The organism is Roseisolibacter agri, assembly GCF_030159095.1.
Taxonomy (GTDB): Bacteria; Gemmatimonadota; Gemmatimonadetes; order Gemmatimonadales; family Gemmatimonadaceae; genus Roseisolibacter; species Roseisolibacter agri.
This window is the reverse complement of record NZ_BRXS01000005.1, coordinates 25792-48501: the sequence shown is the minus strand read 5'-3', so window position 1 is coordinate 48501 and position 22710 is coordinate 25792. Positions and strand designations below refer to the sequence as shown.

Annotated in this window: 22 protein-coding genes; 7 read left to right on the top strand and 15 right to left on the bottom strand. The window is 75.1% G+C overall.

What is annotated here, in order from left to right:
- Positions 1-12 precede the first annotated feature (12 nt).
- Positions 13-753 (top strand): class I SAM-dependent methyltransferase, encoded by a 741-nt coding sequence (locus rosag_RS15800; protein ID WP_284351117.1) that lies wholly within the window; start codon positions 13-15, stop codon positions 751-753.
- On the opposite strand, the gene rosag_RS15795 is transcribed toward rosag_RS15800, so the two are convergent.
- From rosag_RS15795 to rosag_RS15775, 5 genes are read right to left on the bottom strand one after another with little or no spacing between them, the layout of a single operon-like run.
- The gene (locus rosag_RS15795) at positions 707-1534 is read right to left on the bottom strand and encodes a glycosyltransferase (RefSeq protein ID WP_284351116.1); all 828 of its coding nucleotides are present in this window, start codon (positions 1532-1534) and stop codon (positions 707-709) included. The two genes, rosag_RS15800 and rosag_RS15795, sit on opposite strands and share 47 nt — an antisense overlap.
- The gene (locus rosag_RS15790) at positions 1518-2552 is read right to left on the bottom strand and encodes a DUF362 domain-containing protein (protein ID WP_284351115.1); all 1035 of its coding nucleotides are present in this window, start codon (positions 2550-2552) and stop codon (positions 1518-1520) included. The genes rosag_RS15795 and rosag_RS15790 overlap by 17 nt, the downstream gene beginning before the upstream one ends.
- A gap of 2 nt (positions 2553-2554) precedes the next feature.
- The gene (locus tag rosag_RS15785; protein ID WP_284351114.1) at positions 2555-3493 is read right to left on the bottom strand and encodes a hypothetical protein; all 939 of its coding nucleotides are present in this window, start codon (positions 3491-3493) and stop codon (positions 2555-2557) included.
- Complete coding sequence (locus tag rosag_RS15780) at positions 3486-4541, bottom strand: hypothetical protein (protein WP_284351113.1); 1056 nt, start codon at positions 4539-4541, stop codon at positions 3486-3488. Before rosag_RS15780 ends, rosag_RS15785 begins: the two co-directional genes overlap by 8 nt.
- Complete coding sequence (locus rosag_RS15775) at positions 4528-5586, bottom strand: hypothetical protein (RefSeq protein WP_284351112.1); 1059 nt, start codon at positions 5584-5586, stop codon at positions 4528-4530. Before rosag_RS15775 ends, rosag_RS15780 begins: the two co-directional genes overlap by 14 nt.
- Positions 5587-5898: 312 nt before the next feature.
- Between rosag_RS15775 and rosag_RS15770 the strand changes: the two genes are divergently transcribed.
- On the top strand, positions 5899-8007 hold the full coding sequence (locus rosag_RS15770; protein WP_284351111.1) for an RCC1 domain-containing protein: 2109 nt from the start codon (positions 5899-5901) through the stop codon (positions 8005-8007).
- A gap of 172 nt (positions 8008-8179) precedes the next feature.
- On the opposite strand, the gene rosag_RS15765 is transcribed toward rosag_RS15770, so the two are convergent.
- From rosag_RS15765 to rosag_RS15755, 3 genes are read right to left on the bottom strand one after another with little or no spacing between them, the layout of a single operon-like run.
- Positions 8180-9631 carry a M24 family metallopeptidase gene (locus rosag_RS15765; RefSeq protein WP_284351110.1) on the bottom strand — a complete coding sequence of 484 codons (1452 nt, stop codon included), beginning with the start codon at positions 9629-9631 and terminating at the stop codon, positions 8180-8182.
- Positions 9632-9660: 29 nt separating this feature from the next.
- Positions 9661-10185, bottom strand: a complete 525-nt coding sequence (locus rosag_RS15760; RefSeq protein ID WP_284351109.1) for a hypothetical protein — start codon at positions 10183-10185, stop codon at positions 9661-9663.
- Between the two features lie 18 nt (positions 10186-10203).
- Positions 10204-11223, bottom strand: coding sequence for an alpha/beta hydrolase (locus rosag_RS15755; RefSeq protein WP_284351108.1), 1020 nt, complete (start codon positions 11221-11223; stop codon positions 10204-10206).
- A gap of 189 nt (positions 11224-11412) precedes the next feature.
- Between rosag_RS15755 and rosag_RS15750 the strand changes: the two genes are divergently transcribed.
- Entirely contained in the window at positions 11413-11631 is a 219-nt protein-coding gene (locus rosag_RS15750) for a hypothetical protein (RefSeq protein WP_284351107.1), read from the top strand.
- A gap of 108 nt (positions 11632-11739) precedes the next feature.
- On the opposite strand, the gene lepB is transcribed toward rosag_RS15750, so the two are convergent.
- The 6 genes from lepB to rosag_RS15720 form a co-directional block, all read right to left on the bottom strand.
- Entirely contained in the window at positions 11740-12549 is an 810-nt protein-coding gene (lepB, locus tag rosag_RS15745; protein WP_284351106.1) for a signal peptidase I, read from the bottom strand.
- Between the two features lie 213 nt (positions 12550-12762).
- Entirely contained in the window at positions 12763-13260 is a 498-nt protein-coding gene (locus rosag_RS15740) for an SWIB/MDM2 domain-containing protein (RefSeq protein ID WP_284351105.1), read from the bottom strand.
- A 210-nt stretch (positions 13261-13470) separates the two neighbouring features.
- Positions 13471-15162 carry an alpha/beta hydrolase family protein gene (locus rosag_RS15735; RefSeq protein ID WP_284351104.1) on the bottom strand — a complete coding sequence of 564 codons (1692 nt, stop codon included), beginning with the start codon at positions 15160-15162 and terminating at the stop codon, positions 13471-13473.
- A complete protein-coding gene (locus tag rosag_RS15730) occupies positions 15159-16067 on the bottom strand; it encodes a deoxyribonuclease IV (RefSeq protein ID WP_284351103.1) in 909 nt (302 codons plus the stop codon). Before rosag_RS15730 ends, rosag_RS15735 begins: the two co-directional genes overlap by 4 nt.
- A gap of 17 nt (positions 16068-16084) precedes the next feature.
- The gene (locus rosag_RS15725; RefSeq protein ID WP_284351102.1) at positions 16085-16837 is read right to left on the bottom strand and encodes an ATP-binding response regulator; all 753 of its coding nucleotides are present in this window, start codon (positions 16835-16837) and stop codon (positions 16085-16087) included.
- A 107-nt stretch (positions 16838-16944) separates the two neighbouring features.
- Positions 16945-17850 (bottom strand): sialidase family protein, encoded by a 906-nt coding sequence (locus tag rosag_RS15720; protein WP_284351101.1) that lies wholly within the window; start codon positions 17848-17850, stop codon positions 16945-16947.
- 211 nt (positions 17851-18061) lie between these two features.
- On the opposite strand from rosag_RS15720, the gene pruA reads away from it, so the two are divergent.
- The 4 genes from pruA (at position 18062) to rosag_RS15700 (ending at position 22046) form a co-directional block, all read left to right on the top strand.
- Positions 18062-19723 carry an L-glutamate gamma-semialdehyde dehydrogenase gene (pruA, locus tag rosag_RS15715; protein WP_345784847.1) on the top strand — a complete coding sequence of 554 codons (1662 nt, stop codon included), beginning with the start codon at positions 18062-18064 and terminating at the stop codon, positions 19721-19723.
- A 340-nt stretch (positions 19724-20063) separates the two neighbouring features.
- The gene (locus rosag_RS15710; protein WP_284351099.1) at positions 20064-21011 is read left to right on the top strand and encodes a PhzF family phenazine biosynthesis protein; all 948 of its coding nucleotides are present in this window, start codon (positions 20064-20066) and stop codon (positions 21009-21011) included.
- A gap of 1 nt (position 21012) precedes the next feature.
- Positions 21013-21237: a hypothetical protein gene (locus tag rosag_RS15705; RefSeq protein WP_284351098.1), complete on the top strand. Its 225-nt coding sequence runs from the start codon at positions 21013-21015 to the stop codon at positions 21235-21237.
- A gap of 143 nt (positions 21238-21380) precedes the next feature.
- Positions 21381-22046 (top strand): PEP-CTERM sorting domain-containing protein, encoded by a 666-nt coding sequence (locus rosag_RS15700; protein WP_284351097.1) that lies wholly within the window; start codon positions 21381-21383, stop codon positions 22044-22046.
- Between the two features lie 66 nt (positions 22047-22112).
- Here the strand turns inward: rosag_RS15700 and rosag_RS15695 are convergent, their stop codons facing one another.
- Complete coding sequence (locus tag rosag_RS15695) at positions 22113-22661, bottom strand: PaaI family thioesterase (protein ID WP_284351096.1); 549 nt, start codon at positions 22659-22661, stop codon at positions 22113-22115.
- Between the last annotated feature and the right edge of the window lie 49 nt (positions 22662-22710).

Below are 22710 nucleotides of genomic sequence, written 5' to 3'. Positions count from 1 at the left end.
CTCTGCCCCATCGTGGACGCCGCCGCCTACGACTTCATCTTCGAGCGCGAGCACCAGCACTGGTGGTTCCGCGCCCGACGCGAGCTGATCGCGCGGACGGTGACGCGGTTCGTGCCCGACGGCGCGCCCTTCCTCGACGTCGGCTGCGGCACGGGCTCGCTGCTGGAGCGGCTGGGGCGCGCGGTCGAGCCGTGGGGACTCGACCCGTCCGCGGAGTCGGTGGCGCGCGGGCGCGCGCGCGGGCTGCGCCGGCTGACCGAGGGCGGCGTGGACGCGATCGCGACGCTGCCGCAGCGGCACTTCGCCGGCGTGGGCTTCTTCGACGTGCTGGAGCACCTCGACGACGACGCGGGCGCGCTGCGACTGGCGTTCGACGCGCTGCGGCCGGGCGGCGTCGTGGTGGCGACGGTGCCCGCGTTCCGGTGGCTCTGGTCACGGCACGACGAGGTGCACCAGCACCGCCGGCGCTACCGGCGCGAGGAGCTGGCGGCGCGGCTCACGGAGGCCGGCTTCCTCCCCGAGCTGCTGACGTACTACAACGCGCGGCTCTTCCCGCTGGTCGCGACCGTGCGCCTGGTCGAGCGGGCCTTCGGCCTGGAGGCCGACGCCGACACGCGCGTCCCGCCCGCGCCGATCAACCGCCTGCTGGAGCGCGTCTTCCTGTCGGAGCGCACGCGCCTCGCGCGCGCGACCACGTCGGGCGGCTTCAGCGCGGGCCTGTCGGTGCTGGCGGTCGGTCGACGACCGGACTGACCGCGCGCCGCGCGCCGCGCCGCACGCGCCACGCGATGCGCGCGAGGTCGAGCCCCGAGCGCAGCGCGGCGCCCATCGTGAGCTTGGAGCCCGCGACGTCGCGCCACTCGGCGAGCGGGTGCTCGACGAAGCTCTCGTCGACGTCCTGGCCCGCGGTCGCGGCGTGCAGCCGCGCCAGCAGCTCGACGTCGAACGCCCAGCGCGAGAGGAACGGCGCCTCCAGCGCCGCGGTCAGCGGCCCCGCGACGCGGAACAGCTTCGCGCCGCACTGCGTGTCGTAGACGGGCATCCCGAGCACGACCGACGCCGCGGTGGCCCACACGCGCCCGAGGTAGTGCCGCGCCAGCCGCCGCGCGATGCGCCGCCCGAGCAGCCGCACGCGCGAGCCGAGGACCGCGTGACAGGCCGCGCGCGCGCGCAGCACCGCCACCAGCTCGGGCAGCGCCGCGAGCGGCGTCGAGAGGTCCGCGTCCCAGTACCCGACGTACGCGGCGCGCGTCGCCGGCGACTCGGCCAGCACGTGCCGGAGGCCCGACCACACCGCGCCCGCCTTGCCGCCGTTGCGCGGCAGCGCGAGCACCGCGACCCGATCGGCGTGCGCCGACGCCATCGCGTCGAGCACCGCGCGCGTGTCGTCGGTGCTGCCGTCGTCGACGAACAGGAGGCGCAGCGCGGGCGATGCGTCGAGCGCGCGCGCGAACGCCGCGACGTCGAGCCGCCGCGCCTCGTTGTAGCACGGCACGACGAGCGCGACTGACGGCGCGTCAGCGGGCGAGGTCATGGCGCGCGGGCTTGAGCGACTGGAAGCGGTCGAGCACCGCGAAGTCCTGGCGGAAGCGGTCGAGCGACTCGCCCACCTGCTCGATGCGCTCGATCTCGACGTTGCCGAGGAAGGCGCCCGCGTCGGCGAGGTAGTCCATGCGCGACGGCTCGAGCGTCATCAGCCGCGCGCACGTCGCGTCCACCGCGACCGGGTCCTCGCCGAACGCGAGCAGCCCGCTCTTCCGCGCCGTGCCCTGGATCGGGCCGTTCCCCTCCATGCCGACGATGCCGTCGACGATGGCGAAGCGGCGCACCGGCAGCGCGGCGTTGATGTCGACGATGCTGTTGGGGATCCCCTTCACGTGCAGCACGTTCTTCGGCCAGCCGTAGTGCGTGCCGGGCATGATGCCGAACAGGTTCTTCATCGACAGCGTGGCGCCGGCCCAGTGGTGCGTCTTGAGCTTCGGCATCGAGACGAACAGGTCGGCGCCGGCGACCGTCTCGGGGAGCCAGAGCTCCGACAGCCCCGTGAACCGCGACCGCGTCGCGACGCGGCGCACGCCGTCGACGTTGAGGTCCACGTAGCGCACGCCCGCGTCCTCGAGCGCGGCGCCGAGCCCGGACGCATCGAGCAGGTACTCGTTGTCGCGACGATGCCCCGGCCCCTCGGCCACGATCACCTCGCGCGCGTCCATCGAGCGGAAGACGCGCGCCGCCGCGGCGACGAGCGCGGGGTGCGTGTTGATGACGCCCGCCGGATCGAACTCGACGAGGTTGGGCTTGAGCACCACGCGGCGGCCGCGCACGTCGAGCGGGAAGAGCGCGAGCCCCTCGCGCAGCGCGGCGTCCAGGCGGTCGTCGTACGCGTCGGCGCGCACGATCGCGACGCGCGAGCGCGGCGGCTTCACGTACGCGTCGCGCCCCCAGCGCGCCTCGCGCTCGCGCTGCGGCGCGCGCGCGACGAGCGGCGCGAGGACGGCGCCGGCCACCACGCCGGTGGCGACGGTGCCGACGAACTGGCGGCGGGTGAAGGCCAACGTCAGGCTCCGGACGGGTGGAACGGGGTGGGCGGGCCGGCCAGGGCGAGCAGCGCCAGCGCCTGCGTGCGGACGTCGGCGGGCGGCGCGTCGATCACGCGCGCCGCGAGCGCGACGCGCACGCCGGCGTCGGAGGCGCCGTGCGCGCGCAGCGCGAGCGCGGACAGCGCGCGTGCCAGCGACGAGCGCGTCTCCGCGAGCAGCGCGGGCAGCCGCGCGAGGCCGGAGCGCACGACGGCATCGGCGCCGGGCGCGCCGCGCAGCGCGAGCAGCGCCCACGCCGTCGTGTCGGGATAGGGCGCCACGTCCTGGCCGAGGACCTTCGTGTTGCCGTAGTTCCAGCCGCCGCCCGGCACCGCGCGGTCGATCAGCATGCGCCGGCCCATCGCGATGCGGTCGGCCGCGTGGTCGTCGCGCGCGCCGGCGGCCCGCAGCGCGAGCAGCGCGACGGCCGTCGGCTCGACCCAGCCGAACGTGCCGTCGATCCACGGCCAGCCGCTGAGCGTCGCATCGAGCTCGGTGGGCACCGGCGCGCCGCGCCACTTCTGGAAGCGGAAGAGCAGGCGCGTGGACAGGTCGAACGTGTTCGCCTCGCGCGCCGCGAGCCACGCCGCGCCGCGCGCGACCGCCGCGCGATCGGCGCCGAGGCGCGCCAGCGCGAGCAGCGCGACGCCGCCGGCCCAGCTGGGCGCGTCGACCTGCGTGGTGGCGGGCCAGCTGCCGTCGGGCCGCTGGCGCGCGAGCAGCCACGCGGTCGCGCGCGCGGCCGGCGTCGGGCCGGACCCGGTCGCGTCGCCGCCCGCGTGCAGCGCGAGCGCGGCGAGCGCCGACGGCTCGACCGCGTCGGGCCCCTGCTCGCTCGCGCCCCATGCGCCGGTCGCGCGCTGCGCCCGCACGAGTCGCGCGCGCAGCGCGGCGGCCGCATCGCGCGGGTCAGGCACCGTCGGCCTCCCGCGCGACCGGCGCGACGGCCGGCGCGCGGCGCGCGGCGAGCCACCGGCGCGCCGCCTCGACGAGCGGCGCGGGTCGTCCATCGGGCTCGGGGCGCAGCAGCGCCAGCACCGTGGCCGGGAGGTACAGCAGCGCGATGATGCCGGGCGCCGAGCTCGGGCCGCAGTAGTTCGTGGGGCAGTCGCGCAGCGCGATGCCCCACGCCACGATGCTCCCCGCGCTCAGCGTCAGCGTGCCGAGCGCGTTCCAGGGCACCAGCCAGAGCGGGAGCTGGTCGTAGAAGTAGAGGTTCTGCGGCACGCACGCGAGGACGGCCACCAGGCGCGCCTCGGGGCTGCGCCACCGGAAGAGCGCGAGCAGCGGCAGCCAGCCCCACGGCATCGTCACCGGCGCCGGGTGGCTGTGGACCGCGCGCGTGACGTGCAGCCAGTCGAGCGGCCACGTGGGCACCATCGCGAGCGCGACGAGCGCCAGCACCGCGCCGCCGACGACCGCCGCGCGCGACGGCCGGTACGCGAACAGCGCCAGCCCCAGCGTCGGCTTGATCGACAGCAGGAAGCCGAGGCCGGGGAGCAGGGCGCCCGCGATGAGCAGCGGGCCCCACTGGCCGAGCGCGGTCGTGAGCGCGTAGGCCACGGTCGGCAGCGCCCACAGCCGCCAGAGCCCGGGGCGCAGGAACGCGTACGCGAACAGCGCGCAGGTGAGCCCCATGAACACCGTCGTCGCGACGTCCACCGGCAGGTGCGCGAGCGGCAGCGCCGGGAACGCGGCGGGCAGCGGATACGGGAAGCCGCTCTCCAGCGGGTACGGCCCGCCCGGCTGGATGACGTCGTACGGATTGCGCCCGGCGAGCAGCGCGCGCGCCGCGCGCCACGGATAGGTGAAGTCCTTGCCGAGGGTGTGCGGCGCGCCGCGCAGCACGCCCCAGGTGCGCGCGGCGCTCAGCACGCCGACGATCACGGCGAGCACGAGGCGCTCGCCGCGCTCCAGCGGCCGCCCGGAGAAGATGCCGCGCGACGCGGTGTCAGCGGGCGGCATCGGCGGCCTCCGGCGAACGGTCGCCGCGCGTGCGGCCGAGCAGGCGAGCGCCCAGCGCGGCGAGGCGCGCCTCGTGGCCGCGCGCGAGCACGAGCGCGGTCGCCGGCACGTACAGCAGCCAGAGCACCCACGGCTGCGCCTCGTCGCCGCAGAAGTGCGGATCGCTGCACACCGACTTCGTCCCCGCGAACGCGAGCCAGCTGAGCGCGGTCAGCGCGGCGGCCGCGCGCCCGGAGCGCGCGACGAGCCAGAGCGGCAGCTGGTCGTAGAAGTAGGGGTTCTGCGGCACGCAGGCGAGCAGCGCCACCAGCCGCGCGTCGCGGTCGCGCCAGCGCAGCAGCGCCAGCAGCGGCAGCCACCCGAACGGCTGCGTGACGAACGCCGGATGCCCGACGGTCGCGCGCGCGGCGCGCACCCACTCCAGCGGCCACGCGGGCACGAGCACCAGTCCGACGAGCGCGAGCACCGCGCCGCCGACGACCGCCGCGCGCGACGGCCGCGACACGAACAGCGCCAGCCCCAGCGTCGGCTTGAGCGACAGCGCCCACGCGCACGCGGGCAGCAGCGCGCCGGCCACGAGCAGCGGCGACCACTGACCGAGCACGAGCGCCATCGCGAACGGCGCGCTCACCAGCATCCAGAGCCGCGCGAGCCCGCCCCCCTCGGCCAGCAGCGCCCAGGTCAGCGCGGCGGCCGACAGGCCGAAGAAGGCGGCGCCCGCCACCGCCGCCGACAGCCAGGCGAGCGGCACCACGACCAGCGCGGCCGGCAGGGGATACGGGAAGCGGCTCTCGTACGGATACGGCCCGGTGGGCTGGATGACCGCGTAGGGGTCGAGCCCGGCGAGCAGCGCGCGCGCCGCGCGCCACGGATACGTGAAGTCCTTCGCGACGAACTGCGGGATCCGCCGGGTCACCACCCAGAAGCCGAGCGCGCAGACGACGCCCACGAGCAGCGCGAGCGCGATGCGCTCGCCCCGGCTCAGGGGTCGGCCCGAGAACAGCGACGGGGAGCGGTCCAGCGGACCGGACGCGGGGAGGGACACCCGGACGGGCGAGCGGCGGGGAGAGACGGAGGGGAGCGGCGGCGGGCGCCCACGGGGGAACCCGCTGAGGACGCGCCACGCCGGAGGATCGGCACGGCACCGCGCCGGGGCAAGCGAGCACGCGCCGGCTGGAAGATACCGGCTATGGCCCCCCCGCCCCGGAAGTCTTACCGTGGGCTGACCCGGACGTTCGAGCTCTCCCACTCATGCGTCTCCGGTCCCATGCTGTGCCGCCGCACGCGTCCGTCGTCCCGCCGCGGGATCCTCCCGGCCGCGGCCCCTCCGCTCGGCCCCCTCCTGGCCGCGCTGACCGTGCTGGCTGCATGCGGCGAGCGCGACGGCCCCTCGGTGTTCAATCCCGACGGTGGCGTCTCGGCCGGCGTCTCGGAGGTCGTCGTCGAGCCGAAGGTCGACACGCTGCTCGCGCGCGACTCGCTGCAGGCGACCGACTTCGGGCGCCTGAAGGCGACCGTCATCGGCTTCAGCGGCGGCGTGATCGGCAGCGCGCGCATCGAGTGGACGACGTCCGACACGACGATCGTCACCGTCGACGCGAGCGGCGTCGTGCGCCCGCGACGGATCGGCAGCGCGACCGTCACCGCCACGAGCGGCAACAAGGCCGGCCACGCGACGATCGTCGTGACGTGGGCCGCGCAGCGGCTGACCATCACGTCGCCCACGCGGCCGGTGGGCACGACGGGCGCGGCGACGGTGGACACCATCCTGGTGCGGAACCCCATCGTCGCGCAGGACACGCGCCTGCTGCGCGCCCGCGCCATCGACGCGCGCGGCGACACGCTGACCGGCGTGCGCTACACCTGGTCGTCGAGCAATGCCGCCGTCGCCACGGTCGACTCGGCCGGCGTGGTGCGCGCGCGCGGCGTGGGGAGCGCGACCATCACCGCGCAGGGCGCCGACCTGACGGCGTCGCGCACGGTGCTCGTGGCGTCGGTCGTGCGCGAGGTGCGCATCACCGCGCCGGCGACGCAGGCGCTCACCGACGACACGCTGCGGCTCACCGCGCGCGCGCTCGGCCACGATGGCCAGCCGGTCGCCGATCCGCGCGTGACGTGGACGTCGTCGGACCCGCAGACGGCGACGATCGACTCGCTGGGGCTGGCGCGCTTCCTCCGCGCGGGCACCGTGCGCTTCACCGCGACGAGCCACTTCGCGAGCGGCAGCACGGGCGCCGCCCCGAACGCGCCGGACGTCGTCGTGCAGCCGCGCGCGTACCTCCAGGTGGACGCGGGCCTCGACCACACCTGCAGCGTGATCACCCTCGGCCGCGTGTACTGCTGGGGGCGGCGCGCCGAGGGGCAGCTCGGCACCGCGTCGCAGGACACGACGTGCTTCGACGGCGTCTCGACGGCCGTGCCGTGCAGCTTCGTCCCCAAGCGCGCCACCACCGACCTCGCGTTCGCGCGCGTCGTCGCGGGCGACCTCACGACGTGCGCGATCGCCGTCACCGGCCGCGCGTACTGCTGGGGCACGGGCAGCGCGGGGCAGCTCGGCAACGGCTCCACCGCCAACTCGCCGACGCCGACGCTCGTCACCAGCGCTCTGACGTTCGACACGACGGCGGGCTCGCTGAGCGTCGGCGGCCAGCACGCGTGCGCGATCACGGCCGGCACGCGCGTGGTCTACTGCTGGGGCTCCGACTCGACGGGGCAGCTCGGCACGCAGACGGTGCGCGTGAGCAGCACGACGCCCATCCCGCCGGACCTGCCGACGCTCCCCGTCGAGACGAACCCCGCGCGCTGGGTCAGCGCGGGCGCGCGGCAGACGTGCGCGATCGGCGCGCGCGGGCAGGCCTTCTGCTGGGGGAGCAACACGACGGGCGCGCTCGGCATCGGCAACCTCCAGAGCCGCGAGCTGCCGACGCTCATCGCGAGCACGCTGGCGTTCACGAGCATCGCCGCGCCCGCGGTGGTGGGCGGCCACACGTGCGCGCTGACGACGGACGGCCGCGCGCTCTGCTGGGGCGCGAACAACGCCGGCCAGATCGGCGTCGACACGTCGGGCGGGCCGCTCCCCACGCCGCAGTTCGTGTTCGGGAGCGCGCGCTTCAGCGCGATCGGCGTCGGCCGCGACTTCACGTGCGCGCTCGGCGCGTCGGACAACGAGATCTACTGCTGGGGCGCGAACGACCTCGGACAGCTCGGCCTCGAGCCGGCGGGCCCGGGCACCGGCCACGCGCGCCCGAAGATCGTGAACACGCCCGTCGCCCTCGGCCCCGACGGCCGCGTGCTCGACCTGCCGCGCGTGACGTTCGTGGGGCTCACCGTCGGCAACCGCCACGCCTGCGGGCTCGCGTCCGACGGGACGCTGTACTGCTGGGGGTCGGAAACCTTCGGTCCGCTCGGCTCGCCTTTGCAGGCGCGCATCCAACCGCGGCCCGTGCGCGTCGTGCGCCCACTCTGACTCCGAAACGGCGGAGGACGGAAGGGCGGAGGACGATGAAGCGGAGGACGGAACAGCGTGAGACGGAAAGGCGGATCTCTCGGCTCGAAGCTTCGAGCTCATAGGGTCCGCCTTTCCGTCTCACGCTTCATCGTCTTCCGCCGTTCCGTCCTCCGCCCTTCCGTCCTCCGCTCTACCGAACGAGATGGAACTGAGTCTGGCGCTGCCACGCCCACTTCACGACACCGTCCGCGCCGATGATCACATCTTCTTCCTGCGCCGACCGCACCGGCTGGCCGCCCCACTCGGGCACGGGCGTCGTCGCCTGCAGCTCGATCGAGTACCACATGCGCGGGATGACGACCGCGTCGCCGCGACCGGGCACGCCGTCCTGGTAGTCCCACAGCCCGATCAGCGGGCCCGCGCCGTGGCCGTGCAGCCCGATCGGGTGCGAGTAGATCGTCCCGTCGATGCGCTCCGCGCGCATGCGCGCCTGCGACGCCGCCAGCACCGCGTTGCCCGTGCGGCCCGGGCGCAGCTCCGCGACGACGATGTCCTGCAGCCGGTTCGACGCGCGCAGCGCGGCCACCAGCCCTGCCGGCGGCGCGCTCTCGCCCGCGCGCAGCACGTAGCCCATGTGCTGCGTGTCGGTGTTCAGTCGGAACGCCGTGATCCCGAAGTCGCAGTGCAGCACGTCGCCGCGCTGGATGACCGGGTCCTCGCCGAGCCGCTCCGCGGTCCACCCCTGCCGCTGCACCTCGACCGACGGCTGGAACCAGGTGCCGAGCCCCAGGTCGTTGACGCGCTGGCGCATCCACCAGACGACGTCCTGCGTCGTCGTCGTGCCGGGCGTGATGACGCGGTTCGAGAACGCCTCGCCGATGATGTCCCAGACGAGGCGGTTCATCTCGCGGAACGCGGCCTCCTCGTCCGGAAGGCGCGCGGCGATCATCTCCAGCGGCAGCGCGTCGACGCGCACGAAGCGATTGGACCACTCGGCGCCGAGCGCTTCCTGCATCCCTTCCAGCTCGCCGGCGGAGAGGCCGTCGGAGAAGGCGAAGGTGCGCGACGCGTTGATGGCGATGCGGCGCGGCTTCCGCTGCTCGACGACGCGCTTCAGCACCTGCCACTGCTCGTCGCCCCAGAGCTCCGCCTGGCGCGTGTTCGCGCCGCTGCCCGCCGCCACCGTGACGCCGCCGGGCGCGGGGACGGGCTTGGTCGCGCGCACCGCCTCGTACACGCCGCCCTGCGACGTGCCGCCGAGCGCGAGCCGCTCGACGCCGCACGAGGTGTCGCGTGCCGCGGCGGCGGAGTCGCGCCCCGCGCAGCGGTCGAAGAAGACGTAGATCGTGCGCCGCCGCGCGGCGAACGTCGTCGGCGACACGAGCGACGAGAACACGGGGTCCTCGTTGTACTCGCGCATCGGCACGACCCACATGTCCACGCCGTGGCGCCGCAGCAGCGTGGGGAGCACGGTGCGCAGGCGCTCCGCGAGCCAGCCCTGCTGCCGCGCGGCCTGCGCGCGCAGCGTGCCGAACGGGCGCTCGGGCGTGGGGCGCGCGGTCTGCGCGGTCTGCGCGGCGGCGGGCGCGGCGAGCGCGCCGGCGACGAGGAATGCGCGGACGGCGCACGCGGTGCGACGCATCGGACGGTCGGGTGCGAGGTGGGCGCGCGTCAGTGCTGGTGCAGGTGGTGCGGCCCGCGGCGCGCGAGCGTCATGCGCACGAGCTGCACGACGGCGGCCAGCACCGTCGCGAAGATCGCGAACGTCAGCAGCCGCACGACCAGCGTGCCGACCGCCACCGACGGCAGGTCGTGCCAGTGCGCGCGCCCCGACGTGCCGAGCGGCTCGCGGCCCGCGGCGATCAGCAGCGCGCTCGCGGCCATCTCGGCCGCCACCTCGACCAGCGCGAAGACGAGCACGCGCCACGGCCAGCGGCGCACCGGGAAGTTCGACAGGTGCAGCGTCAGCATCCCGCACAGCATCAGCGCGCCGATGCCGAACGTCGCACCGACGTAGAGCCAGCCCGGGCTGCCGTCGGGCCCCGCGCCGTGCGCCAGCGCGAGCGCGCGGAACGCGCGCACGACGACGCCCGTCAGCACGCCCATCTCGACGGTGGAGCGCGTCAGCGCGCGCCACGCGGGCAGCTCGAACGCCTGCCACGTGGTCGTGTCGCGCGGGAAGAGCGGCGCCTTCATGGGAGCCTCACGTGGCGCTCACGGCCGCGCGCCGTCGGCCAGCCGCGCGCCGAGCCACGCCAGGCTCTCGGGCACGTGCGCGCGCCAGTAGGTCCAGTCGTGCGCGCCCGGATGCTCGGCGTACGCGTGCGCGACGCGGAGCGAGTCGAGCGTGAAGTGGAGCGCGCGGTTCTGGTCGAGGAACCGGTCGCCGGCGCCGACGTCGAGCCGGAGCGCGGGCATGCGCGCGGCGTCCGTCCGCTGCAGCCGCGCCGCGATGCGGCCCGGGTCGCGCGCCCACCAGCCCATGGTGTCGCGCCCGAAGGCGAACGGCAGCGACGCCCAGTAGTCGCGCCAGCGCGTCGCCATCGCCGCGACGTCGGTGGCGTAGCGCGGCGGACGGCTCGCGTCGAACGGGCCCGCGGCGTCGAGCAGCGGCGCGACGAAGCCCGAGTGGCTCGCGGCCGCCGACCAGACGTCCGGGTAGCGCAGCGCGAGCGAGACGGCGCCGTAGCCGCCCATGCTCAGCCCCGCGATGCCGCGGTGGCGGCGGTCGGCGCGCGTGCGGTAGCTCGAGTCCACCTTCGCCACGAGGTCGCGCGCGACGTAGTCGTCGTAGTGCGGCCACGGCACGCAGTACGCCGCGGCCGGCTCCTTCCGCGTCGAGTCGCGCTGGCAGGCGTCGATCGTGACGAGCGCGTTCCACGTCGTGTACCACGAGTCGTCGCCGTCGGGCATGACGACGATCATCTCGGGCCCGCCGGCGGCGACGAGCGAGTCCATCGCGGCGTCGAGGCGGCCGTTGCGGACCCAGTTCCACTCGTCGCCCCACAGCCCGTGCAGGTAGTAGGCGACGGGATAGCGGCGCGCGGGCTCGCGATCGTACGAGGCGGGCAGGTAGACGACGAACTGCTTGCGGGTGCGGAGCGCGTTCGACCAGAGCGTGTCGACGCGCACGCGGCCGGTCGTCTGCGCGTGCGCCTCGGCCGGCGACGCGAATGCGGAAGCCGCGGCGAGGGCGAGGAGCGCGCGGCGGGCGGTGCGGAGGAGGGAGACCACGACTGGAGTGTGACCTGATGCACGCCCCCACGCCAGGGCGGACGCGCTCGCCAGGAGAGGTCCACTGGTGACCCGGCGCACCGTCGCCCGCGACGCGCGCGGCCCGGCCGTTGCCACGTCGAGGGCCAATCCCGCGGCGACGCGCGCCGCGGTCGACCATCGCACGCCCCTCTCACCCACGAGGCCCCGATGCCCCAGCGCACCGACAGCTCCCTCCCCCCGGAAGACGCCCAGGGTCCCTCCGGCCCACGCAGCGTCGACCTCGGCCCCCGCGACTTCGCCGGCGCCGGCGAGTTCGCGGCGGACCAGCGGCGCCAGAACCATGAACGGGACGCGAGCCGGCGCTCGCGCGATGAAGCGGCAACCGATGAAGCGGAGAACGGTAGGGCGGAGGACGAGACGGCGTGAAACGGAAAGGCGGACGCTTCGAGCTTCAGTCGAAGGTCCGCCTCTTCGTTTCACGCCGTATCGGTGTCCGCCCTGCCGTCCTCCGCCCTTCCGTCCTCCGCCGTTCCGTTATCGGATCAGGTGCCCGATCCGCCCCCACCGCACGTCCGTCAGGAACGGCAGCGCCCGATCGCTCTCGGCGTTGTACGAGTAGTACACGAACAGCGGCCGCCCGCGCAGGTTCTCGCGCGGCACCAAGCCCCAGTAGCGCGAGTCCTTCGAGTTGTAGCGGTTGTCGCCGAGCATGAAGTAGTGGCGCGCGGGCACGACCAGCGGGCCCCAGTTGTCGTGCGTCGGCTGCGACGGCGCGCCGCCGAAGCGCGAGGCGGCCAGCGTGTGCTGGCGCTGCCACTCCATCAGCGGGCTGTACTCGTTCGGGTCGCCCTTCGGGTTGGCGTCGGCGGCGAAGCCCTGGCGCTGCGGCACGCCGTTCACGTGCAGCACCGCGTCGCGCATGTAGAGCGTGTCGCCCGGCGTGCCCACCAGCCGCTTCACCAGCGTCGGCGTCGGGTCGTTGCCGACCTGCGCCTCGTCGGCCTGGTACGGCGACTCGAACACCACCACCTCGCCACGCTTCGGCTCCGCGTAGCCGGGCAGGTTGACGCTCGTGAACGGGATGTGCGGCCCGTAGACCAGCTTGTTCACGAACAGCCAGTCGCCCACCAGCAGCGCCGGGATCATGCTCCCCGACGGGATGCGGAACGCCTCGACGAAGAAGGTGCGCAGGATCAGGAAGAGGATGACCGTGCCGAGGAAGGCACGGACGCTCTCCCAGGCCCCGCCCCGGCGCTTCGCGCCGCGGGAGGAGGAGCCGGCGCTGCGGCGGCCGGCACGCACCTCGGCGACGACGTTGCGGGGACGGGCGGAGGAGGAGGCCACGGACGGCGAGGCGGTGGGACGGTGGGCGGGTGGGGCGCGGGACGCGGCGGAGGATGCGCGGCGCGTCCCGGGACGACCGGCGAAAGCTGGCGCCGTCGCGGGGCGGCGCCAAGGGCAGCCGGACGTCCTCCCGGATGCGCCCCGTACGCGGCGAGGGGGCGCGTCGGTTTCCCGACGCGCCCCCTCGCCCGTGCCGTGCCGATCGTGGTGTGATCAGGCGGACGGCTTGAGGTGCTTGTTCACCAGGGCCGTCATCTCGAACATCGTCACCTGGTTCTTCCCGCCGAAGACCTTCCGGAGGTTGTCGTCGGCGTTGATGTTCCGCTTGTTGACCTGGTCCTGGAGGTTGTTCTTCTTGATGTAGGCCCAGATCTGCTTGGCCACCTCGCTGCGCGGCATCGGCTTGTTGCCGATCACCGCCGCGAGCTCGCCGCTCGGCTGCATGGGCGCGGCGAGGGCCGGGTTCAGCGCCCGCTTCTTCGCGGGAGCCTTGGCGGCGGCCTTCTTCGCAGGGGCCTTCGCGGCCGCCTTCTTCGCGGGCGCCTTCGCTGCCGCCTTCTTCGCCGGCGCCGCCTTCTTGGCCGGAGCCTTCTTCGCCGCGCTCTTCGCCGCGGCGCCGCGCGCCGGAGCGGCCTTCTTCGCGGTCTTGGCGGAGGACTTCTTCGCAGCAGCCTTCTTCGCGCCAGCAGCCGACTTCTTCGCAGTGGCCATCGCGTCTCCTGGTGGGGGAATCGAGCGCGCTCGCAGGTGGGGAATTAGGGGCGAACGCGACCAAACCTAAGCGCGCCCCCTGCGTACGCAATAGCCGTGCGCCCTACGGCGCCCTGCGTGAAGCGCTCGCGTCACGCGGCGAGATGCCGCGTCACGCGTTGTGACGCCTCGCACGCGCACACGTCACGCGCGACGCGTCGTCACCGCCCGTCACTTCCGGACCGGCACCGCGGCCCCACCCGCGCGCGGCCCCACACGCAGCGTGGTCGCCAGCCAGTCCGCGATCGCGCCCAGCACCTCGGGCGGCAGCCGCTTGCTCGGCAGCGCCAGGTAGCCGCCCGGCGCACCGCTCGAATCGGCCAGGAAGAGATGGTTCACCGCCGGGAAGACGCGGCGCGTCACCGCGCGGTTGCCCCCCGCGCGCAGCGCCGCCACCAGCGTGTCCGCCTGGTCGGGCGTCACCTGCACGTCCGTCGCGCCCTGCAGCACCAGCGTCGGCACGCGCACCCGACGCGCCACCGGCCGCGGATCGTGGGCCGCGAACCAGCGCAGCCACGCGCTCTGCTTGATCGCCGTGTCCACCGCGCGCGAGAGCGCGGTCAGCATCGAGTCGCGCCGCGCGGCGGGCAGCGCGCCCGCGGGCGGCATCCCGAGCCGGCTCTGGTAGTCGAGGATCTGCCGCCCCGGGATCCCCGGCGCCGCCAGCAGCACCACCCCCGCGAGGCTCGAGTCCTCGGCCGCCACCAGCGGCGCGATCAGCCCGCCCTCGCTGTGCCCCAGCAGCGCGAGCCGCGCCGGGTCCACGTCCGCACGCGTGCGCAGCCAGTCCAGCGCGGCCCGCACGTCGTCCGCGAAGTCGCGCGAGGTCGCGCTCGCGAACGTGCCGCTCGACGCGCCCACCCCCCGCTCGTCCAGCCGCAGCACCGCGATGCCGCGCCGCCCCAGCGTGTCGGCGATCGCGCGGAACGGCCGGTAGTCGGCGATGCCCACGATCTGGCCGTCGCGGTCCTGCGGGCCCGAGCCGCTGATCGTCACCACTACCGGCACCCGCCCCGCGGCGCCCGCGGCGCCCGCGGGGCGCGTCAGCGTCCCCACCAGCGTGTGCCCGCGCGGCGTCGGGACGCGCACCTCCTCGGCGGTGTAGGGCGCGCCGGGCGGCGCGTCGTAGCTCGGCATCCCCCGCCCCGCGTCGGCGGGCAGGTTCGCCACGCGCGTGATGGCGAGGCTCTGCGCCGGCAGCCGCCCGCCCAGCACCTGCCCCGCCGAGTCCACCGCCAGCCGCAGCAGCGCGTTGCCGAAGTCGAGCACCATCGAGTCGCGGCCGACCGCCGTCACCGCCACCGCGCTCCGCGCGCCGGTGCCGAGGTTCACCACCGGCAGGTCGCGCCGCAGCCCGTCGATGGTCGCGCCCATGCGCCGCGCGCGCCGCGTCATCTGCTCCGCGAACGCGAACGACGGGTTGATCCAGGGCAGCGTGCCGGGCATCAGCGGCAGCCGCTGCATCGCCACGTTCCCCGCCGCGCCGGTGACCACCAGCGTGTCGCCGCTGAACAGGTACTGCAGGTTGCCCATCGGCCGCGCGTCGGCCGCCGCGCGCGGCGCCCACTGGTAGAGCTGCACGCGGTGCACGCGCCCGTCGGGCTCCAGCGTCACCGTGTAGGCGATGCGCTGCCGCTGCCCGCGCAGGAACAGCTCGCCCTCGAACCCCGCCGCCGAGCGCGTGACGTGCTCCACCGCGAACGTGTCGGCGCCCACCGTCAGCACGAAGCCGTCGCGCGCCACGGGCAGCAGCGCGACGGGCGGCGCGGGCGTCTGCGCCGCGGCGCTCGCCGACCCCGCGCCCGAGAGCGCGACCGACAGCGCGACCGCGAGCACGACCGCGAGACGCCGGCCCGTCGTCACCGCCCGCGCCCCGCGCCGTCGGCGAGCTTCGTCAGCAGCGCCATCATGCGCACGTCGTGCGGATCGGGCGTCGCGTCGTCCTCCGCCGGCTCGTCCACCGCGTGCGGCGTCTCGAGGATCAGCGGCACGCCGCGCGCGCGGCGGTCGGCCAGCAGCCACCCGAACGGCGCCGCGCCGATCTGTCCCTCGCCGATCAGCGCGTGCCGGTCCCGGTTCGACGCCAGCGCGCCCTCGCTGTCGTTGAGGTGGAAGAAGCCCGGCGGCGCGCCGATCGTCTTCTCGAACTCGTCGAGCACCTCGGCCACCGCGCCCTCGTCGCGCCCCAGGTCGAAGCCCGACGCGTAGAGGTGGCAGGTGTCCAGCCCGTAGCCCGCGCGCGCCCGCAGCGCGGTCGGGATGCCGTCGAGGATCGCCGCGATCTCGTCGGCGGTGCGCGCGACGGTGCTGCCCGCGCCCGCGGTGTTCTCGACCATCAGCTTCGTGCGGCCGTCCACGCCTTCCAGCGCGCGCGTCATCGCGACGCTCACGCGCATCAGCGCCGCGCCGCGGTCGCCGTCGGTGGCGGCGCCGGGATGGAAGCACACCATCCCCAGCCCCAGCGCGGTCGAGCGCTCCAGCTCCTTCGCGAGCCCCGCGCTCGCGCGCTCCCACTTCTCGGCGTCGGGCGTGGCGACGTTCAGCACGTAGGCCGCGTGCGCCATCGCGTGCTCCGCCTGCAGCCCCGTCTCGTCGAGCGCGGCGCGCCAGCGCGCCAGGCGCTCCGGCTTCACGCCGACCTTCTCGTTGTAGAACTTCGGGACCGCGGTGAACAGCTGCAGCGAGCGCATGCCCGCGTTGCCCGCGCGGCGGACGGCCATGGCGATGCCGCCCGTGTCCGGGCAGTGCGAGCCGAGGAGGAAGGTCATCGAAGCGTCAGCGGGTGTCAGCGGGTGGTCGGGGGATCATCGGATGGCGCGGGCGCCTCGCGCGCGCCGTCGCGTGTGCCGTCGCGTGTGCCGTCGCGTGTGCCGTCGCGCGACAGGTCGAGCATCCACGCGCCCTCCAGGTACTCCACGCTCTGCGGGTGCCGCAGCGCGGAGATGCGCTTCACCACGCCGGCGATGCGGTGCGCCTGCTCGACGATCACGAGCAGCATCTCGCGCTCCTCGCCGGGCTCCACCAGCCCCTGCTCGATGAGCGCCGCGTGCCCCAGCAGCGCGGCCAGCGGGTTGTTGATCTCGTGCTGCAGCGTGACCGACATCTCGCCGATGCCGGCGAAATAGCGCGCCTTCGCGAGCGCGTCCTCTGCGCGGCGGCGCGCGGCCTCGGCGCCGATGCGGCGCTCGGCGATCGTCAGCCGCGCCGCGAAGTGGTCGGCGTCGGCGGGCTTGCCGATGTAGTCGTCGGCGCCCGCGTCGAGCACCTGCACGAGGTCCGCGTTGCCGTCGCGCGGCGTGACGACCAGCACGAACGCGCGCGCGCCGCCGTCGCTGGCGCGGATGCGCGCGCACAGCGCGAGGACGTCCAGGCCCGGCAGGTCGAGGTCGAGCACCACGAGCTCGGGCCGCTCGCGCGCGAACGCGTCCCACGCGGCGGCGCCGTCGGCGGCGACGACCACCGTGTGGCCGGCGCTGGCGGCGACGCCGGCCAGGCAGTCGCGCACCAGCGGATCGTCCTCGGCGAGCAGGACCTTCACGGGCGGGCGGGAAGCGGGAGCGGAGGGGAGGGCGCCGCCGGCGAGGCGGCCGCGCGCTTCACGCTACACCGGCGCACGGCGCGCCGTCACTGCCGGTGTAACGCCCGTCACTGCCGCAGCCGGCCGACGCGGACCACGACGCCGGTCGGATACGGCGTGGTGGCCGAGCGCGGGTCCTCCGTGGTGGTCAGCTCGCGCGGCGCCGAGCGCTCCACCCAGCCCAGCGCCACGTCGCGCCCGCGCACGCGCACCAGCGGCCGCTCGGCCGACATGCTGCCCTGCGACGCGGCGAAGCGCTCGTCCCACGTGTGCCCGGCCGTGCGCGAGACGGCCACCGAGATGAACGGACGCCCGCCCGTGTTCGGATCCTCGTACGCGACGAGCACCAGGTCGCCGGCCGAGACGACGCTCGTGGTCGCGGGCCGCTCGCCGTAGACGATCACCTGCGGCGGCTCGAACGCGGCGCGCGGATCCATGCGGTGCGCGTAGAAGACGCCGCTCCCCTCGGGGGCCGCCATCGAGTACGCGACGTGGACGAACCCGTTCACGGTGTCCACCGCGACGGCGGGCGCCGGGCGCTCGCAGCCCACGTGGCCGCGGTCGAGCGTGTCCACGCGCACGGGCGCGTCCCAGGTGGCGCCGCCGTCGGTCGAGCGGCTGGCCATCACCTCGGCGGTGCGGTCGGCGCGCACCGCCCACCACGCGGCCACGCGCTCGTCGCCGCGGCCGCCGGCCCACCGCAGCGACGCGGGGCAGCGCGCCCCGGTGGGATCGGGCGGCGCGGCCGCGAGGGCCGGCACCGCCGACGCGGCCGCGGGGAGCGCGGTGCCCACGGCGCCCGTGAGCATCGAGTCGGCGACGGCGTCGGGGTGCGCGATCGGCCGGTCGGGCGTGGGCGCGGGGACGACGAGGCGCCGCTCGGCGTCCTCGGTCCAGACGACGGGGTCGTTCGTGCAGGCGCACAGCGCGAGGGCGGCGGCGAGCAGCGCGGGCCGCCGAACACGGTTCAGCATCCCGAAAGCTAACCGCGCGCGGGCTAGATTACCCGCGACTCGCGCGACCGCGGCCACCGCCGCTCCCGCGCCCACGACCGATCCTTCCGAGGCTCCTCGAGGCTTTCGCATGACCTCCGTCGCCGCTCCCTCGCACGTCCCCCACGGCTCCGGCGGCGAGAAGCCGCTCGTCGGCGGCACCGCCGCCAGCGCCGACCAGCCCGTCCCCGCGATGGGCGGCGTGACCGGCTTCTCCGGCAACCGCCGCGTGCCGCCCCCGGTGAACGAGCCGGTGAAGGGCTACGCTCCCGGCTCCGCCGAGCGCGCGTCGCTGCTGGCGCGCGTGCGGCAGATGGCGGGCGAGCGCATCGAGATCCCGCTCGTCATCGGCGGGGAGCGCATCACCACGGGCGAGACGGCGCACGCCACGAACCCGTGCGCGCACCGCGAGATCCTGGCCGACTGGCACAAGGCGCGGCCCGAGGACGTCGCGCGCGCGGTGCGCGCGGCGCGCGACGCGCATCAGGAATGGGCCAACTGGAGCTGGGAGGACCGCGCGGCGGTGTTCCTGCGCGCGGCCGAGCTGCTCGCCACGACGTGGCGCGACACGCTCAACGCGGCGACGATGCTCGGCCAGTCGAAGACGGCGCACCAGGCCGAGATCGACGCGGCGTGCGAGCTGATCGACTTCTTCCGCTTCAACGTCGCGTTCGCCCAGGAGCTGTACGGCGAGCAGCCGCTCAGCACGCAGGCGATGTGGAACCAGCTCGACTACCGCCCGCTCGAAGGGTTCGTGTACGCGGTGACGCCGTTCAACTTCACGGCCATCGCCGGCAACCTGCCCGCGTCCGCGGCGCTGATGGGCAACACGGTGATCTGGAAGCCCGCGTCGAGCGCGATGCTCAGCGCGTGGTACGTGATGCGCCTGCTGGAGGAGGCGGGGCTGCCGCCGGGCGTCATCAACTTCGTGCCGGGCGAGCCGAAGCCGATCTCCGACCAGCTGCTGGCGCACCCGGATCTGGCGGGCGTGCACTTCACGGGCAGCACGGGCGTCTTCAACAGCATGTGGGAGACGATCGGCTCCAACATGGGCCGCTACCGCTCGTATCCGCGCATCGTCGGCGAGACGGGCGGCAAGGACTTCATCCTCGCGCATCCGTCGGCGGATCCGCAGGCGCTCGCGGTGGGCATGGTGCGCGGCGCGTTCGAGTACCAGGGCCAGAAGTGCTCCGCCGCCAGCCGCGTGTACGTGCCGAAGTCGCTGTGGCCGGACGTGAAGGCGCGCGTGGTGGCGATGATGGAGCAGATCCGCCAGGGCGACGTGCGCGACCTGCGCAACTTCGTGGGCGCGGTGATCGACGAGCGCTCGTTCACGAAGATCTCGGGCTACCTCGAGGACGCGCGCCGGAACGCCACGATCGTGCACGGCGGCGGCGCGGACCGCACGGCGGGCTGGTTCATCGAGCCCACGCTGGTGGAGACGACGGACCCGTCGTACCGCCTGATGTGCGAGGAGATCTTCGGCCCGGTGCTGACGGCGTACGCGTACGACGACGCGAAGTGGGAGGAGACGCTGCAGGTCATCGACCGCACGTCGAGCTACGCGCTCACCGGCGCGGTGTTCGCGAACGACCGGCGCGCGGTGAAGCAGGCGGCGGTCGCGCTGCGCAACGCGGCGGGCAACTTCTACATCAACGACAAGCCCACGGGCGCGGTGGTCGGCCAGCAGCCGTTCGGCGGCGCACGCGGCTCGGGCACGAACGACAAGGCGGGGTCGAAGCTGAACCTGATGCGGTGGGTGAGCCCACGCGCCATCAAGGAGACGTTCGTGCCGCCGACGACGTTCGAGTACCCGTTCATGCAGGAAGACCCGCGCGGGGACGAGGGGTTCTAGCTCCCTCTGCTGGGCGCTGGGAGCTGCGCGCCGCGCTGCGAGCGGCGGGGGCGCTTCGGCTTCCGCCGATCGCGGCCGCGCGGAGCCTCACCGCTGCGCGCGGGCAGCGTGTCCGCGCGTGGCGGACGGTAGATGCGCCTGCGGACGCCGCTGCCGCGACGATGTATGGAGGCGCGAGGTGTGGAGGTGGCGGAGGCGACCTCTGATCGCAGCAAGGCTTGTCCCGAGCGCAGCGAGGGAAGACCGAGGTTCGCCCGCAGCGGCCGCGATCAGTGGGAGCCGGAGCCGCCTCCACACCCCGCGACTACGGTACCAACCAAGGCCAAACGACTTGAACCGCATGCGCACCTACGACTTCGTCACCGCGGACGTGTTCACGGACCGCCAGTTCGGCGGCAACCAGCTCGCCGTGATCCTCGACGCGCGCGGGTTGAGCGGGGACGAGATGCTCGCCATCACCCGCGAGTTCAACTACTCCGAGACGACGTTCGTGCTGCCGCCCGAGCGCGGCGGATCGGCCCGCGTGCGCATCTTCACGCCCGGGGCCGAGGTGCCGTTCGCGGGGCATCCGACCGTCGGGACGGCGCACGTGCTGCTCGCCACCGGCGCCGTGCGCTGCGACGGCACCGAGATGACCGTCGTGCTCGAGGAGCAGGTGGGCGACGTGCCCGTGAAGGTGCGGCTGCCGCACGCGTCGCCGGTGGGCGGCGGCGTCGAGCCGACGTTCGCGCAGCTCTCCGTCGCGTCGCTCCCCGAGGAGCGCCCCGCGCCGTCGCGCGCCGCGCTCGCCGACGCGCTCGGCCTCGCGGTCGACGAGATCCTCGATGGCCCCTATGCGCCGTGCACCGCGAGCTGCGGGCTGCCGTTCGTGCTCGTGCCGCTGGCGAGCCACGACGCGGTGCGCCGCGCGCGCATCCGCCACGACGCGTGGGAGCGCGCGCTGCCGCCCGACGCGTGGAGCCGCGAGCCGATGGTGTTCGCGATGGGCGCGCCCGACGAGGCGAGCGCGCAGGCGGGCGTCGACGTGCACGCGCGCGTCTTCGTCCCCGGCCTCGGCGTCCCCGAGGATCCGGCCACCGGGTCGGCGAACGCGGCGCTCGCGGGCTACCTCGCCGCGCGCACGCCGCGCCTGGACGGCACGCTGCGCTGGACCGTCGCGCAGGGCCTCGAGATGGGGCGGCCGAGCCGGCTGGAGCTGGAGGCCGACAAGCGCGGCGGCGAGATCACGGCGGTGCGCGTGGGCGGCAGCGCCGTCGTCGTCAGCACCGGCACCCTTCGCCTCCGCTGACGTGAGCGCCGGACTCGGCGACCGGTGGCTGCGCGGCGAGCGGCTGCCCGGCGTGTCGTTCGCGCTGCACGACCGCGTGGCGATCGTCGGCGGCTCGCGCGACGGGCAGGTGGGCACCGTCGCGCTGCTGCTCGCGGTCGTGCCGCACCCGCTCTACCTCGTGACGCTCGACGGCGGCGCGGGCGAGCTGCGGGTGCGGCAGTCGTCGCTGCAGCTGGCGCACTGACCGCCGGCGGCGACGGAGTGCTGCGCGCGCGCCACGGTCCTGTGGGACCGTTGCACGATTGACGACATTAACGACCGTTCATACAATCGACGTGCCTGAGGCAGGTGATCCGCAGCACACCCGTCCCCCCCACGTCGAGCCCGATGAACCGACTCCGCACCATCGCCGCCGTCGCCGCCCTCGCCCTCGCGGGCACGGCGGGCGCCCAGACCACGTACACCGGCACCGGCAACGCCGGCTCGGCCACCGCGCGCGCCGACTTCCTGGCGTCGCTCAGCGGCCTGTCGTACACCGAGGACTTCGACAGCCGCGCCATCGGGTCCAACAGCGTCGTGCTGCCGGGCGTCGGGGTCTTCGGCGGCGGCAACGGCGTCCGGTCGGGCAACCCGTTCCCGTACGGCGGCACGACGACGTCGCTCTCCAACGGCTACGAGCTCTACACGGACGGTGGCTCGGGAACCGCCAGCGGGTCGTTCGCCGCCCCGATCTCGGCCTTCGGCTTCTACGCCACCGACCTCGAGAACCCGTTCAGCGTGCTGGTGACGCTCGTCGGCGGCACGACGAGCACCTTCACGATCCCGGGCTTCAACGATGCCGGTCGCGTCTTCTACGGCCTGAACTTCGGCGCGAACGTGGTCAGCGCCGTCACGCTGACGGCGGCCGCCGGGGACGCCGTGCTGCTCGACGACGTGACCGTGGCCGCGAACGCCGCCGCCTCCACGGTGCCGGAGCCGTCGACGTGGGCGCTCATGGGCTCGGGCCTGCTCGGCCTGGCGGGCGTCGCCCGCCGCCGTCGCGCGACGCGCTGAGCGGACGGACGGAACGCGAAGGGGGCGCGACCTTCGGGTCGCGCCCCCTTCGCGCATCGCGGCCCGTCAGGCGCCGCCGCCGCGGAACCGTCCCGCGTGCCGCTCGCCCAGGAGGACGAAGATCCCCGTCGCCTCGCCGTAGACCGTGCCGTCGGGGCCGACGAGGCGCGCGCTCACCGACGACTTCCGCTCGTCCGCCGGCCCCGCCGTCGTCTCCACCCGCCCGGTGAGGCCCAGCGGCACCGGGTTGCGGAAGTCGACCTCGATGTGCGCGGCGACGGCGGCGCGGTGCGCGAGCCAGACGGCCAGCCCCATCGCCTCGTCCAGCACCGCGGCGACGCTCCCGCCGTGCGCGTGCCCCGGCGGCCCCTCCGCCTTCGGGCCGAACCACACCTCGGCGCGCAGCTCGGCCGGCTGGGCGGCGGTGGCGTGCGGGACCGCGGCGGCGCGCGCCTCGTAGCGGATGCGCAGGCGGTCGCCGTGCGGGTCGTTGGCGACGAACGAGCGCGTGGCGAAGGCGGCGATCGTGCGGCCGACCGGGTGGGCGTCGAGCGGGCGCCAGCCGTCGTCCACGGCGGCCGGCGCGGGCGGGGTGTCGGGCGGTGTGAGCGTCACGTGCGGGGCGAAGGGGGAGTCGTGCGCCCGCAGTCTGCACGGGGCGCCC